Origin of the sequence: Halorubrum sp., from assembly GCF_046498025.1 — an archaeon.
GTDB lineage: Archaea > Halobacteriota > Halobacteria > Halobacteriales > Haloferacaceae > Halorubrum.
Genome location: NZ_JAWOBM010000017.1, coordinates 184790 through 199116 on the forward strand (window position 1 = coordinate 184790; position 14327 = coordinate 199116).

Below are 14327 nucleotides of genomic sequence, written 5' to 3' on the forward strand. Positions count from 1 at the left end.
CGCCGCCGGCGGTCACGACGGCCGACGACCGAACAGACGCGAGAGCCGCCCGAGGTCCGGCGGTCGCGGCAGATGCGATCCTCCGATCTCGACGACGCCGAGCCGATCCGCCGCCAGATACACGCCGAGCGCGACGAGGAACGTCGCCGGCGCGAACGCGAGGTGCCAGCCGACGGTCTCCGCGAGCGGCACGCCGCCGACGAGGGCTCGATCGCCGACCAGTTCGAGAGCCGCCAACACCGGCGGGTGCGCGACGTACACGCCGACCGCGTAGCTCCCCCACGCGGGGAGGCGCGTCGAGGCGCCCAGTCCCGGCCGGGAGAGGAGGTACAGGAACAGCGAGACCGCGAACGCCGCGGTGCCGACGGTGAACGAGGGCGCGTACACCCCGGCCGCGATCGACGCGTCGCCGAGCGCGTACCCCATCGCGTAGCGCTCGGCCACGTGGAGGAGGCCGAACGCGACCGTCGCGGCGAGCAGCGGTCCCGACCGTCCCGACCCGCCGCGCCACCCGCGCGCGGCGACGACGTAGCCGACGCTCACGTAGAAGAACCCGAAGAAGAGCCCGTCGCGGACGTCGACCGGGAGGGACACGACCCCGGCGTACTCCGGACCGAGGAGCCCGACCGCGTGGAGCGCGAGCGCGATCGGGAGGGCCAGATCGCCGCGCCCGATCGCGGCGAGCCCGGCGACCAGTCCGAGTCCGACGGCCAGCGCCGGGAGGAACCACAGGATCTCCGAGACGGAGGTCCCGTAGTAGAGGAGGTCGACCGGCGAGAGGCTCTCGGCCAGCCGCCCGCCGACGCCCCGGGTCACCGACTCGCCGGCGGCGGCCGCCTCGACCGCCGTTCCGGCGAGGAAGACGGGAAGCGCCAGGGCGATTCCGAACGCGTACAGCTCCGCGAGCGACCGCGCCCGCGATCGGAAGTACGCCGCCGGGTCGCCGTCGAGGGTCTTTCTCGCGAAGAAGTAGCCCGACGCCAGGAAGAAGAACGGAACGGCGACCCGAGCGGTGGTCTCGAGGACGAAGTTGACCGCGTTTCCGGACGCACCGAGCCCCTCGAAGGGGTTCGTGTGGATGACGACGACCAGCGCGACGGCGACGATCCGCATTGCGTCCACGCTGTGGATCCGTGACCCCATTCACGCCGCGTACGAGGCACGTCTCAATGTCACTTCCGGATCCGGGGCGGCGGTCCCTGCGAGAGCCCGCCCTCCCTTCGGGCCCTACCGACCGGTGTCGTACTTGTACGTGGCCGTCTCGGGATCGATCCCGAAGTCCTCCGGCGACTCCGTTACCTCGTCGTCAGTGGAATCCGCCGGTTCGGCCTGCTTGAACGCCTCGCGGAAGCGCTCCGGCATCTCGAACTCGTCGACCGGGAGCCGCAGGCCGACCACGTCCCCGCCGAGGAACTCGCGCTTCTCGCCGAGCCGGTCGGAGAGCGCCGGAGGGAGCTCCTCGGTGTCGACCTCCTCGAAGCCGAACTGCGTCAGGTACTCCGGCTGGTCGGTGAGCACGTACACCGTCTCGAACCCGTCCGCGGCCGCGGTGTCGACGAGGCGCTCGACCACGTGCGCGCCGACGCCCCGCCCGCGCCACTCGGGGAGCACGCCGATCCCGGTGAGCTCGATCCGGTTCTCCTCGCCCTCGTCGCCGCGGTGCAGTCGCAGCCGTCCGAACCCGGCCCGGTCGCCCGACTCCTGATCGACCGCGATCACGTAGTCCCGTGACCGGAAGGCGACGTCGTCGAGCCCGAGCCGCTCGATCGCGTCCAGTAACCACGCCTCGTCACGGTTTTTGGCGTCGCGGACGTACATACTCCCACGTACGCGGGGCGACATAAAAACGGTTCCCCGGACGGGACCCTCGACGACGGCCGAGCCTAGATCCCTTGGCCCATCAGGTGGCTGCGCAGCACGTCCGGCGTCTTGAGCCCGGCGTCGCTGTTGACGAGGACGACCGTCTCGTCGCCGTCGAAGAAGCCGTCCTCCGCGAGCGCCCACGCCCCGGCGGGCGCGGCGCCGCCGGTGGCGCCCATCTCCATCACCTCGTTCTGGGCGACGGCGACCGCGCTCGCGAGGACGTCCTCGTCTTCGACGCCCACCGCCGTCCCGCCGCTCTCCGTGACCGCCTCGATCGCGGCCGCGCCGCCCGCGGGGTCCGCGATCTCCAGCTCGCCGCAGATCGTGTCGGGCGTCTTCCACGGCTCGGGCTCCTCCAGCCCGCGCTCGACCGCGGTCGCGATCGGCGCGCAGCCCGCGGTCTGCGCGGCGACGACCTTCGGGACCGCGTCGATCGCGCCGACGCGCTCCAGCTCGGTGAAGCCCTTATAAACGCCGGCGACGACCTCGCCGGATCCGGTCGGGACGACGACGACGTCGGGCGCCGCGTCGAGCTCGGCGACCAGCTCGAACGCGAGCGTCTTCACGCCGTCGTGGCGGTACGGGGTCGCGAACTCGCCGAGGTCGGTGTAGTCGGTCTCCAGCTGTTCGTCCACCGCCGCGGCCGCGTCGGGGAACCGGCCGCCGACCACGCGCATGTCCCCGCCGTGGACGTTCGTCATGGCCTTGTTCGAGAACGCGCACCGCGAGGGGACGAACGCGTACGAGCGGAGGTCCGCCCGGCCCGCGTACGCCGCCATCGACTGCCCGGCGTTGCCGGGGCTCGCGCACGCGAGCGGCTCGACGTCCTGGCCCTCGGCCGCCCGCGCCGCGACGGCGGTGAGCGCGACCGAGAGCCCGCGGTCGAGCACGGTGCCCGTCGGGTTCCGCCCCTCGTCTTTCACGTAGACCGACTCCACGTCGAGCTCGTCGGCGAGCCGCTCCGTCGGGACGAGCGGCGTGGCGCCCTCGCCGGCCGAGATCGCCGTCTCGGCCGGGAACGGGAGGAGCGCGTCGAAGCGCCAGTGGCCGCGCCCCGCCCCCGCCGGGCCGTCTCGCGGGGCCCTCAAGAGCGTCTCCGGATCGACCGCGTCGTAGTCGTAGGCAGGGTCGAGCCCGCGCGCCTGTTCCTCGGCCGACACCGTCGTCGGGTCGGCCGTCTCGTGGACGCGACCCGACGCGCGACTCTGTAGCCCGCGGAACGCCGTCGTCGTCTCCGTCGACTCCATACGAACCCTTGCGGCGGCGGCGACTAATCGCTTCCCACTCGGGCCGAACGCGACCGAGCGATGCGACGGACTGGAGCGGTGGCGCGTGCCGACGAGCGGCCGACAGGCCGCGAGTCGCACGCGCGAGGGAGGCGGCGGTCCGGCGCGGCTCCGCCCGCGCCGGGCCGTCCGCCGAGGCTGGGGAGGCGTGAGGCTACGGTGCTGTACGGGCGGGTGGATTCAAAGGGGCAGTCGCGAGGACGAAGCACGCTGCAGCAAGCGCCGGAAGGAGCGAACGGAGTGAGCGACTGAGGAGCGCAGCAAACGCGCGAGTCGTCGCGGCTGGGGCTTTGAGGCGTTCACGGTCTGTCCATTATGACTGACGTATACCTGAGCGGCTGGGGCTTCGGAGAGATCCCCCGTCAACTAGTTATCAACGACTTATGAACCCGCGACCCGATACTCCACGCATGAGTAGAGACGCCACCGTCGTCGGCGGCGGGCTCGCCGGCCTCGTCGCGGCGGCCCGACTCGCCGAGGCGGGCGCGGACGTGACGCTGTACGAGCGACGACCCGAAGTCGGCGGCCGCGTGCGGACGGAGACCGTCGACGGCTTCACCCTCGACCGCGGGTTCCAGGTGCTGTTCACGAGCTACCCGGCGGTCGCGGCCGAACTCGACGTCGACGCCCTCGACGTCCGGCGCTTCGCCCCGGGCGCGACGATCTGCCGGCCGGGCTCGCGCTCGGTCCTCTCGGACCCGCTCCGCGACCCCCGCGGGGCGGTCCCCTCGCTGCTGAACGACGAGGTCTCCTTCTCCGACAAGCTCCGGACGCTCGCGCTCCGGTACGACCTCTCGAAGCGCGAGGAGGCCTCCTTTTTCACCGGCCGGGACGCCTCGATCCGCGAGTACCTCCGGGACTGGGGGTTCGCCGACGACTACGTCGAGAACTTCGTCGAGCCGTTCTACGGCGGGATCACCCTCGATCGGAGCCTCTCGACCTCGAAGCAGACGTTCGAGTACACGTTCCGCGCGATGAGCCGCGGGTCGATCGGCGTCCCCGCCGATGGGATGCGGGCGATCCCCGCGGCGCTCGCCGCCCGCGCCCGCGAGGCCGGCGTGGCGATCGAGACCGGCGAAGACGTCGAGTCGGTCCGGACCGCGGGACAGGGGAGGGTCCCCTTCCGGACCGGGAGCGCCGACGCCGAGGGCGCCACCGTCGAACTCGCGGACGGGTCGACCCGCGAGGCCGACGCGGTCGTCGTCGCGACCACCCCGCCGGAGGCGCGCCGGCTCACGGGCGTCGAGTCGATCCCCACGGCGGGCGTTCCGAACGTGACCGGCTGGTACACGCTCCCCGCGGGCGAATCGTTCGAGACGGGCAGGCGCATCCTGCTCAACGCGGCCGACGAATCGCCGAACGCCGTGGTCCCGATGTCGGAGGTGGCGCCCGAGTACGCCCCCGACGGCCGCGCGCTGCTCGCCGCGACGTTCCTCGGCGAGGACTCCCTCGATCGCCCCGCGGACGCCCTCCGCGACGACGTCCGCGACGCGCTGGCGACGTGGTACCTCGAGCGAGACTTCTCCGGGCTGGAGACCGTCGACGTCCACCGGATCCGGTTCGCGCAGTTCGCGCAGCCGCCGGGCGTCTACGCCGACCTCCCCGCCCCCGACGACCCGGATGGCCCGGTCGTGCTCGCCGGCGACTACACGGAGTGGTCGTCGATTCAAGGCGCCTTGGAGAGCGGGCGGACGGCGGCCGGTGTCGCCGCCGCCTATTTATAAATAGAGCCGCGCTCCGCCCGCCCGGCGCCCCTACCCCTCCCGCCGGAACGACGCCTCGCCGTGCTCGTCGATCGCCGCGAGCAGCTCGTCGCGCTGGCGACGGAGTTCGAGCGGCAGGTCGTCGTACGCGTCGTCGAACATGTCGCTCGGCTCGGCCTCGACCGCCTCCGCGACGTCGATCGCGTCGGCGACGACGTCGTCGGCCTCCTCGCGGATCGCCGCGACGCCCTCGTCGTCGATCCGCCCGGTCTCCCGCAGGAAGCCCTCCATGCGGTCGAGGGGGTCGAGCGCGCGCCACGGGTCCACGTCGTCCGGGTCGCGGTACGCGGCCGGGTCGTCGGCGGTGGTGTGCGCGCCGAATCGGTACTCGACGAACTCGATCAGGGCCGGACGGGGGTCGTCTGTGGGAGCCGCCGCGGGCTCGTCCCCCGACCCGTCCCCGCCGCCGCGGGCACGCCCGGCAGCCTCCCGCGTGACCGCGTAGCTCGCGAGCGGGTCCATTCCGTCGACGCGGACGCCGTCGAAGCCGTAGGCGCTCGCCTTCTGCGCGAAGGTGTCACTCGCGGTCTGGCGCGACTCGGGGATCGAGATCGCCCAGCCGTTGTTGTGACAGCAGAAGAGCGTCGGCGTGTCGAAGACGCCGGCGAAGTTCATCGCCTCGTGGAAGTCGCCCTCGCTGGTCGCGCCGTCCCCGAAGTGCGCGGCGACGACCCGGTCCTCGTCCCGATAGTCGAACGCCCACGCGGCCCCGACCGAGTGCGGGAGGTGCGCCGCGATCCCGATGTTCAGTGGGAAGACGTTCCCCTCGGCGATCGCCTCGGTCCCGGACTCGTGGCCCATCCAGTAGGGGAGGTACTCGGCGAGCAGGTCGCGGACGACGACCGCGCCGTGCTCGCGGTACTGGTAGCTGATCAGGTCATGGTCGGCGAGGGCGTGCGTCGATCCGACGGCCGACCCCTCCTGTCCCGCGCAGGGCGCGTACGTCCCGATCCGCCCCTGTCGCTGGAGGCTGACCGCGCGCTCGTCGAAGCGGCGCGTGGTCACCAGATCGCGGTAGATCGCGCGAAACCGCTCGTCCGATAGGTCGGGAACCGTCGCGTCCGGCAGGGGGCTGCCGTCCTGCCCGAGCACGCGGTAGACGTCCGCGTCCGCGAGCGGGTCGGCGAGCGAATCGGGGGAGCCGGCGGCCTCGGCGCCGTTCTCGTCCATGGGCGATCGGTGTGCGCGCCGGTCACAAGGAGTTAGCGGTCGCGGCGGCGCTCTCGACGCCGATCCGTCGCCGGACGTACGCGAGCGGGACACCGACGAAGACGCCGGCGACGGCGGCGAACGCGAGCGTCAGTCCGACGATCAACAGCACCGGGCCGGCGGCGAGCATCTCGGGACCCCAGCGGACCGCGAACCACGCGGTCCACAGGCCGCCGGTACAGAGCGCCGTGACCAGACCGAACGCCGCGCCGGACCGGAAGCCGAACGCGCGCCTGCGCTCGACCACTCGCCACCAGCACAGCGTCCCCGCGACGAGCGCCGGGGTCGCGAACAGCGGAATCGGGAACCCGGACGGGAGGCCGGCGACGTCGACGAACACGCGGAGCACGTCCGAGAGGAGGACGGCGACGAACGCGCCGCAGACGAACGCGTAGACGCCGGCGAACAGCGCCCACCGCCGCGGAGACGAGAGCCCCGACCCGGGTCGGAGAGCGTCGTCCATACTCCGAGGTCGTGAACGCGAAGTAAAAGTATTCTCGTGGGTGAAATGCCGATTTGAGCCTTCCGTTCAGGGCGTGATCACGGCGCGCCCGTCGATCTCGCCGTGTTCGAGCTTCTCCGCGACGGTGTTCACGTCGCCGAGGTCGTACCGGCTGGTGTGGAGGTCGACGTCGCCCTGTTCGACGAGCGCGACCAGCTCCTGGAGCTCCGCGTACCGGCCGACGATGTTGCCGACGAAGGAGAACTCCCCGTTCACGAGCGCCTGCGCCGGCTCGTGGATGTGCCCGCCGTACCCGATGATGTGGTGGTCGCCGCCGCTGGCGGTGACGTCCGGCGCGTACGCGGTGGTGACGTCCTCGCCGACGAAGTCGAGCACCTGCGCGGCGCCGTTACCGTCGGTGATCCCGTCGAGCTCCTCCCGGACGTCCGCCTCGCCCGGGTTGATCACGTGGTCGGCGCCGTAGCTCTCCGCGAGCGACAGGGCGGACTCTTTTAAATCGATCGCCGTGATCCGGGCCGCGCTCATCGAGTCGAGGCACTGCAGGCCGATGTGGCCCAGCCCCCCGACGCCGATGACGACCGCGTGATCGCCGGGATTGAGGTCAGCGACCGCCTTCTTGGCGGCGTGATACGCCGTGATCCCGGCGTCGGCGTGCGGGGCGATGTCGATCGGCTCGACGCCGGACGGCAGGGGGATCACCGCGCGCTCGCTGGTGTGGAGGTACTCGGCGAAGCCGCCGTCGGTGGTGAGCCCGTTGAACGCGCTGTTCTCGCAGTACATCGTCTCGCCGAGCCGGCAGGGGCGGCAGGTGCCGCAGGTCTGAACCGGGTGGCAGATCACCGGGTCGCCCTCCGAGACGATATCGACGTCCTCGCCCGTCTCCACGACGGTACCCGCGTTCTCGTGGCCCAAGGTCATGGGGAGCTCCTGTGGGACGTACTCCTCCCACATCCCCTCGATGATGTGGTTGTCCGTCTGGCACCAGCCCGCGCCCTCGACCTCGACGATCACGTCGCTCGCGCCCGTCGCGTGCGGCCGGTCTACCTCGTCGATCGTGAGCCCTTCGCTCATGTCGTCGGTGTACTCGTGAAGTCTGGCAGCTTGCATGTGTTTCTCACTCTCGTACGCTTCTACATAAACATTCGTTATGATTTCCTTGCGTAGTGATAAACGTTGTACACGTAAATGAGGGATCAACTACCAATGGTAATTAACCTGAATAATCCTTATAGTTATGTGTGAGCACTTCACAGTCTAAGGCACATGTACGAGAAGGACGGCGAGGAGATATTCGTCATCGACGGGCACGTCCACCTCTGGGACGCGCGTCAGGAGAACATCGTTCACGAGGGAGGCGAACAGTTCCTGCAGTGTTTCTACGACTACCACACCGGGTTCACGCCGGAGGACGAGCAGTGGGACATCGAGGAGTACCGGCACTACGGCGCCGACCGCATGACCGAGGACCTGTTCGGAAACGCGGCGGCGGACATGGCGATCTTCCAGCCGACGTACCTCTCCGACTTCTACGACGAGGGGTTCAACACGACCGAACAGAACGCCGAACTCGCGGAGGAGTACCCCGAGCGGTTCGTGCTCAACGGGAGCTTCGATCCGCGCGATGGCGAGGAGGGCCTGCGATACCTCGAACACCTGAAAGAGGAGTACGACATCCCGGGCGTGAAGCTGTACACCGCCGAGTGGCGCGGCGAGTCGAAGGGGTGGCGGCTCGACAGCGACGACGCCTTCGAGTTCTTAGAGAAGTGCGCCGACCTCGGCATCGAGAACATCAACGCTCACAAGGGACCGACGATCCGCCCGCTCAACAAGGACGCGTTCGACGTGAAGGACGTCGACGACGCCGCCTCGTCGTTCCCGGAGCTCAACTTCATCGTCAACCACGTCGGGCTCCCGAGACTCGACGACTTCTGTTGGATCGCCGCTCAGGAGCCGAACGTGTACGGCGGGCTCGCGGTCGCCTCCGCGCTGTCGACCCACCGCGAGCGGAAGTTCGGCGAGATCATGGGCGAGCTGCTCTTCTGGCTCGGCGAGGACCGGATCCTGTTCGGCTCCGACTACGCGCTGTGGAACCCCGACTGGCTCGTCGACCAGGTGATGAACGCCGAGCTCACCGACGAGCAGAGAGACGAGTACGGGGTCGAGCTCGACGTCGACACCATGAAGAAGATCATGGGCGAGAACGCCGCTGAGCTGTACGACATCGACATCGAGGAGAAGAAACGCCAGTTTCGCGACGACGAGATCACCGAGCGGTTCGACCTCGGCGCCCACTACGGCGGCGACGCGGGGGCCGCCGCGGACTGATGTCGGGGAGTAGCGCGGACCCGACGGACGACGCCGGTGGCGGTCCCAGAGGCGACGACCCAACGGGCGACCGGCGCGGGACCTCTGCGGTCAGGGACCGACTCGATCGAGTCGAGGACCCGGAACTCGCCCGCTCCATCGTCGAACTCGACTACATCGACACGATCGGCGTCGACGGCGATCGCGTCGAGGTCCAGTTCACGCTCCCGACGGCGTGGTGTTCGCCCGCCTTCGCGTGGATGATGGCGACCGACGCCCGCGACGAGGTCGAGGCGCTCGACTGGGTCCGCGAGGCGCGGATCGAGCTGTGTGACCACATGCACGGCGAGGAGATAACGACGGGCGTCAACGCCCGCGACACCTTCGGCGAGACGTTCCCCGACGCGGACGGCGGCGTGGCGGAGGTGCGAGCGGCCCTCGCCGACAAGGCCCGCGTCTCGACGCAGCGCGAGGCGATCGACGCGCTGCTCGACGCCGGGGTCGACCCCGGGCAGATCGTCGCGCTCGACCGGTCCGACGTCGACCTCGCCGGCGAGGAGGCACACGTCTCGATCGGCGGCCTCTCCGTCGTCGTCGACGCCGACCCGCTCGACGAGTACCTGGATCGGGCGGCCGGAAGCGGTCACGTGACCGACCCGGCCGACACGCTGTTCCTGACGCCGGAGGGAGAGCCCATCGACGCGGACCGGCTCGACGTCGTCCAGAAGCGCTCGCGGCTCGCCACCGTCAACGTGGGCGGGCAGGGCGCGGTGTGCGACGCGCTCCACCGGGCGCGCCACGGCCCGGACGGCCCCGGCTCGTAGGGACCCCCGTCGACGCCGTCACCGAATCGGTCCGAGTCCGCCGAGCCCGCCGCCCCCCGAGCGCCCGTCCTCCTCGGGCTCGCCGTGCCCCTCCTTCTCCAGTCCGTGTCGGCCGCTCGCGGCCCACGCGTCGCGGTCCCAGCCGCACGCCGGACACTCCCCCTCGCCCCAGTCGAAGGGCTCGCCGCAGCCGAGACACGCGTTCTCCGTGTTCATGACTCACACTACGCACGGCCGAACAAAAGCGTTCACAACAGCCCGCGGAACTCACCGAGCGGCGGGAACCGCAGGGCCGCCCCTGCGTCGCTCGTACCGCCTGTGTCGCTCCTGTCGCCTGCGTCGCTCGCGTCGCCTGTGTCGCTCGCGTTGCCTCCGTCGCTCGCGTCGCCCGCCCCCGGATCGTACACGACCGGCGACAGTCGGTCCGCGTCGGTGACGAGCGGGGAGTCGAACGCCCCCGTTCGCATGTCGTTGACCGCCACGCCCGGGGCGAGTCGAGTGAACGCGGGCAGCATGAGGAGGTCCGCGCCGCGGTAGACCCCCTCACCCCGGAGGAAACAGGGCCGGCGGTCGCCCTCGATCTCGATCGTCGGGTGGACGTGGCCGATCACGTAGCGGTCCGCCGCCGTCTCCGGCGCCTCGTGACCGTGGCAGACGATCGTGCGAAACTCGGCGTTGTCGATGTCGGCGGCGTCGAGGGCGTACTCCCCGTGAACCGGGCCCTCCCACGCGCTCGCGAGGGCGGTGTCGTGGTTCCCGGCGACGAGTTCGAGCTCAGCGCCGGCCGCCTCGCAGACGTCTCGGAGCGCGGCGAGCGTGCCGAGGCTCCGGTCGCTCACTCGATCGAACGTGTGGACGACGTCGCCGGCGACGACGACGGTCGCGGGGTCGAACCGCGCCGCGAGTCCGGCGAGTCGGTCGACGAGGTCCTCCCGCTCGCCGAGCGGAAGCGAGACCGCGGAGGCCTCCCCGCGGCCGACGTGGAGGTCGGCGATGACGAGCGCGTCGTGGCGGGCGAGGTACGCCGCGCGCTCGCCGAACGCGACCGCCGTCACCGGCCGAAGCCCGTCGGCGGGTCGGTGCGGTCGGTCCGGGCGGCCGGGCGACCGCGACGGGCGTCTTCGTTCGCGCCGCCGGCGTGGTTGCGAGCGGTCGCGTACGCCTCGCGGACGCGGCGAAACGACTCCTCGTCGCCGCCTTGGTCCGGGTGGGTCTCCTTGACGCGCTCGCGGTAGGCGTGTTTCACCTCGGCGGCGTCGGCACTGCGGTCGACGTCGAGCTCCGCGAACGCGGCGGCGACCGGGTCGCGACCGCGGCTGCCGGACGGCCGACCGGGGCCCCAATCGGGCTCGATCACGTCGAACGGGAGGCGGCGACCGAGCCCGCGTCCCGGCATCTCGTGTTCGCAGAGGACCGTGTAGATGCCTTCCCCCTCCAGCCTGAAGTAGTCGTGCGCGTCGAACGTGATGGCGACCTCTCGCTCGGGGAGATAGAACGGGACGGCCACCTCGCCGAGCGCGTGATTCTCGCGGAACCGCTCGTTTATCGCCGTCAGGTACTCGCGGATCTCCCGGCGGCGCCGCTCGTCGCCCGCGCTGGCCCGGCCGTCGTCGGCCGCGGCGACGCTCGGGGCGACGAACCGGTTCCCGAGGTAGAACGCGAGCGCCACGAGCACGGAGGCGATCCCGCCGAGCGCGGCGCCTAACAGTATCCACGGCGGCACCGCGCTGATGAGCTCGACGACCACGACCGCAGTAACGGCTCGGTGCCTATCAACCTCTCGCCGACGTTCGGCGTCCGGCGAGCGATGCGTTAGGGACGAGCGACGCGCTAGGGACGAGCGACGCGCTAGGGGGGAACGAGGATCTGTCGGGAGAAGCGAGGCGCCGGTCTCAGATCATCCCTTTCGACTCGAGCCCGTCGAGGATGTCGTCGACGAGCTCCTCGGGGGTGTCGTAGGGGAACTCCTGTTCGCTGCCCAGCTTCGCGGCCAGTTCCATCGCCGTGAGGCTCACGTCGCCGGCCTCGAACTTCGTGGCCGGGCCGTTCGGAAGCGCCGGGACGAGGTCCATCTGGTTCTCGACGGGGAAGTCGGCGCCGCCGAACGCGTCGAGGAACTGTTCGCGGAGTTCCGCTCTTACGTCGCTCATACACTCCCATCCCGCGAGCCCCCGCAAAAGCGTTGCGGAACAACGATAAACAAGTTTGACGTTCTCGAACGACGACACGGCCCTCGCGGGAGCGTCGACGGGCGGAACGCGAGAACGGCGACGACCGTGCCGGAACCTCCGGACCTTTGTCGGTGGGCGCCAACCGTCGGCCATGTCGTTCGATTTCGACTTCGACCTGCTGCGAGAGCTGACCGAGGCCCGGGGCGTCCCGGGGTACGAGGACGACGTCCGCGAGATCGTCCGCCGCGAGTTCGACGACCTCACCGATCGGGTCCGCACCGACGCGATGGGGAACGTCGTCGGGACGATCGAGGGCGAGTCCGACTACTCGGTCGCGGTCGCGGCCCACATGGACGAAATCGGCTTCATGGTTCGCCACGTCACCGACGAGGGGTTCGTCCAGGTGGACCCGCTCGGCGGCTTCGACGCCCGCGTGCTCCGGGCCCAGCGCGTCACCGTCCACGGCGACGAGGACCTCACCGGCGTCATCGGCTCCGTGCCTCCCCACACGCTCACCGAGGAGCAGAAGGAGGCGGACGACGAGGTCTCGGACGTGTTCATCGACCTCGGCCGCACCGCCGAGGCGGTCGAGGAGCTCGTCGGCGTCGGCGACCTCGTCACGCTCGACCAGACGACGACGCGCATGGGCGACCGGGTGACCGGGAAGGCGCTCGACGACCGGGTCTGCGTGTTCGCGATGCTGGAGGCCGCCCGGCGGATCGACGACCCGGACGTGACGATCCACTTCGCGGCGACCGTCCAGGAGGAGGTCGGGCTTCGGGGCGCGAGCGCGCTCGGCGTCGACATCGACCCCGACCTCGCGATCGCCCTCGACGTCACCGTCGCCAACGACGTCCCGCAGATCGGCGAGCCGGCCGACGCCGTGACCGAGCTCGGCGAGGGGACCGCGATCAAGCTCAAGGACTCCTCGGTGATCACCAGCCCGAAGGTCCACGGTCGGCTGACCGACGTGGCCGAGGCCGAGGACATCGATCACCAGCACGAGGTGTTGCCGGCGGGCGGCACCGACACCGCCGGGTTCCAGAACACGGCCGGCGCGAAGCCCGTCGGGGCCGTCTCGATCCCGACGCGGTACCTCCACACCGTCACCGAGACCGCCGCCGGCGACGATATCGCAGCGACGATCGACCTCCTCACCGCCTTCCTCGACTCCGAGACCGGCGAACACGACTACACTCTATAAATAAATCCGCGGTGGCGCGCGCCTGTGAGCGCCCATCGGGCGCGAGCAGAGTGCGCGAGGGAGTCGGTCGTCCTCCGCGTTGCTCTGGACGACCGACGAGGCTGGGGAGGCGTGAGGTGCTGTGCGGGCGGGACTCAAAGGGGCAGTCGCGAGGACGAAGGCGCGCGACGCAAGGACCGCAGGAACAAGTGAAACGAGTGACGAGGACCGCAGCGAGCGCACCGAGTCCTCGCGACCGGGGCTTTGGAGGTGGTCACTGCCGATTCGGTGATCGCTATTTATAATCGAGCGACTGGGGCTTTGGAGGTGGTCACCGTCGTGTCCTCTCGCGTCCTTCACGCTTACCCGCCAGCCGTATCGTTTTCGTCCTATCGCCGGACCGCTTATTACGCGCCGCTCGAACCACCGTACGTGGACGAACTCGTCGTGAGCACGGAGGTGTACGCCGCCCCGGAGGAGGTGTACGAGTTCCTGCTCGACTTCCCGGGCTACGCGCGCTACTCGAAGTACCTCGACGACGTGGCGACGATCGAGGGCGACGGCGGCCCCGGGACCCGCTACGCGCTCAGGTTCGCGTGGTGGAAGATCACCTACACGGCCCACTCGCGAGTGACGGGCGTCGACCCCCCCGAGCGGATCGACTGGGAGATCACGAAGGACATCGACGCCGGCGGCTGCTGGCGCGTGACGCCGAGGGGTCCGGACGACGGTAGCGGAACCGACGCCGCCGACTCCCCCGTCTGCGAGGTCGCGCTCGAGGTCCAGTTCGATCCGGGGTCGGCCAGCCCGGACACGCTCGATCTCCCGCGGCTCGTCTCCTTCGACTGGGTGGTGAAGAAAGCGGTCCCGCTTATCAGGACGGAGGCGGAACGCGTCGTCGAGCGCGCCGTCCGCGACCTGGAGGACTCGACCCGCGACGTCGCGCTCGACGTGTACGTCGACTCCGAGCGGATCTGAGCCGCGGACCGCGGACGTGCGGATCGGTCTCGGCGCCGTCGTCGAGTCGAAGGCCTTAATATATCCACCGGGGAACGGTGAAACGCGCACGAGGGCTCGTAGATCAGTGGTAGATCATCCCCCTGGCACGGGGAAGGCCCGGGGTTCAAATCCCCGCGAGTCCACTCGACTCACTTCGTTCGTCTCGTTCCCTCGCGTGGTCCCGTTCGCTACCGCTCACGGGACCCCCGCGAGTCCTCATTTCTGCGCCGCGAGCAATAGCACGAGCGGTGCAACATCGTAA

At 70.3% G+C, this 14327-nt stretch carries 15 protein-coding genes and 1 tRNA gene; 6 read left to right on the forward strand and 10 right to left on the reverse strand.

The window, feature by feature from the left end:
• Positions 1 to 12: 12 nt before the first annotated feature.
• From R6U01_RS04440 to R6U01_RS04450, 3 genes are all read right to left on the reverse strand, one after another.
• Positions 13 to 1143 (reverse strand): acyltransferase family protein, encoded by a 1131-nt coding sequence (locus R6U01_RS04440; RefSeq protein WP_410285249.1) that lies wholly within the window; start codon positions 1141 to 1143, stop codon positions 13 to 15.
• 84 nt (positions 1144 to 1227) lie between these two features.
• Positions 1228 to 1818, reverse strand: coding sequence for a GNAT family N-acetyltransferase (locus R6U01_RS04445; protein ID WP_410285250.1), 591 nt, complete (start codon positions 1816 to 1818; stop codon positions 1228 to 1230).
• A 65-nt stretch (positions 1819 to 1883) separates the two neighbouring features.
• The gene (locus R6U01_RS04450; RefSeq protein WP_410285251.1) at positions 1884 to 3110 is read right to left on the reverse strand and encodes a pyridoxal-phosphate dependent enzyme; all 1227 of its coding nucleotides are present in this window, start codon (positions 3108 to 3110) and stop codon (positions 1884 to 1886) included.
• Positions 3111 to 3559: 449 nt separating this feature from the next.
• On the opposite strand from R6U01_RS04450, the gene R6U01_RS04455 reads away from it, so the two are divergent.
• Positions 3560 to 4873 carry an NAD(P)/FAD-dependent oxidoreductase gene (locus R6U01_RS04455; RefSeq protein ID WP_410285252.1) on the forward strand — a complete coding sequence of 438 codons (1314 nt, stop codon included), beginning with the start codon at positions 3560 to 3562 and terminating at the stop codon, positions 4871 to 4873.
• A gap of 30 nt (positions 4874 to 4903) precedes the next feature.
• Here R6U01_RS04455 and R6U01_RS04460 read toward each other — a convergent pair whose 3' ends face one another.
• From R6U01_RS04460 to R6U01_RS04470, 3 genes are all read right to left on the reverse strand, one after another.
• A complete protein-coding gene (locus R6U01_RS04460; protein WP_410285253.1) occupies positions 4904 to 6082 on the reverse strand; it encodes a thiamine pyrophosphate-dependent enzyme in 1179 nt (392 codons plus the stop codon).
• Between the two features lie 22 nt (positions 6083 to 6104).
• A complete protein-coding gene (locus R6U01_RS04465; RefSeq protein WP_410285254.1) occupies positions 6105 to 6584 on the reverse strand; it encodes a hypothetical protein in 480 nt (159 codons plus the stop codon).
• A 66-nt stretch (positions 6585 to 6650) separates the two neighbouring features.
• Positions 6651 to 7691 (reverse strand): NAD(P)-dependent alcohol dehydrogenase, encoded by a 1041-nt coding sequence (locus R6U01_RS04470; protein ID WP_410285255.1) that lies wholly within the window; start codon positions 7689 to 7691, stop codon positions 6651 to 6653.
• Positions 7692 to 7847: 156 nt separating this feature from the next.
• On the opposite strand from R6U01_RS04470, the gene R6U01_RS04475 reads away from it, so the two are divergent.
• The gene (locus tag R6U01_RS04475) at positions 7848 to 8909 is read left to right on the forward strand and encodes an amidohydrolase family protein (RefSeq protein ID WP_410285256.1); all 1062 of its coding nucleotides are present in this window, start codon (positions 7848 to 7850) and stop codon (positions 8907 to 8909) included.
• Positions 8909 to 9712, forward strand: a complete 804-nt coding sequence (locus R6U01_RS04480) for an iron-sulfur cluster assembly protein (RefSeq protein WP_410285257.1) — start codon at positions 8909 to 8911, stop codon at positions 9710 to 9712. The genes R6U01_RS04475 and R6U01_RS04480 overlap by 1 nt, the downstream gene beginning before the upstream one ends.
• A gap of 18 nt (positions 9713 to 9730) precedes the next feature.
• Here R6U01_RS04480 and R6U01_RS04485 read toward each other — a convergent pair whose 3' ends face one another.
• The 4 genes from R6U01_RS04485 to R6U01_RS04500 all read right to left on the reverse strand — a co-directional run bounded on the left by R6U01_RS04485 (position 9731) and on the right by R6U01_RS04500 (position 11862).
• Complete coding sequence (locus R6U01_RS04485) at positions 9731 to 9928, reverse strand: hypothetical protein (RefSeq protein WP_410285258.1); 198 nt, start codon at positions 9926 to 9928, stop codon at positions 9731 to 9733.
• Between the two features lie 32 nt (positions 9929 to 9960).
• Positions 9961 to 10767, reverse strand: coding sequence for a metallophosphoesterase (locus tag R6U01_RS04490; protein ID WP_410285259.1), 807 nt, complete (start codon positions 10765 to 10767; stop codon positions 9961 to 9963).
• Complete coding sequence (locus tag R6U01_RS04495) at positions 10764 to 11459, reverse strand: J domain-containing protein (RefSeq protein ID WP_410285260.1); 696 nt, start codon at positions 11457 to 11459, stop codon at positions 10764 to 10766. The genes R6U01_RS04490 and R6U01_RS04495 overlap by 4 nt, the downstream gene beginning before the upstream one ends.
• A 145-nt stretch (positions 11460 to 11604) precedes the next feature.
• Entirely contained in the window at positions 11605 to 11862 is a 258-nt protein-coding gene (locus R6U01_RS04500; protein ID WP_410285261.1) for an MTH865 family protein, read from the reverse strand.
• Between the two features lie 172 nt (positions 11863 to 12034).
• Between R6U01_RS04500 and R6U01_RS04505 the strand changes: the two genes are divergently transcribed.
• The 3 genes from R6U01_RS04505 (at position 12035) to R6U01_RS04515 (ending at position 14208) form a co-directional block, all read left to right on the forward strand.
• The gene (locus R6U01_RS04505; RefSeq protein WP_410285262.1) at positions 12035 to 13087 is read left to right on the forward strand and encodes a M42 family metallopeptidase; all 1053 of its coding nucleotides are present in this window, start codon (positions 12035 to 12037) and stop codon (positions 13085 to 13087) included.
• A 411-nt stretch (positions 13088 to 13498) separates the two neighbouring features.
• The gene (locus R6U01_RS04510; protein ID WP_410285263.1) at positions 13499 to 14044 is read left to right on the forward strand and encodes an SRPBCC family protein; all 546 of its coding nucleotides are present in this window, start codon (positions 13499 to 13501) and stop codon (positions 14042 to 14044) included.
• A 92-nt stretch (positions 14045 to 14136) separates the two neighbouring features.
• Positions 14137 to 14208 (forward strand) — tRNA-Ala (locus R6U01_RS04515).
• The last annotated feature ends 119 nt before the right edge of the window (positions 14209 to 14327 follow it).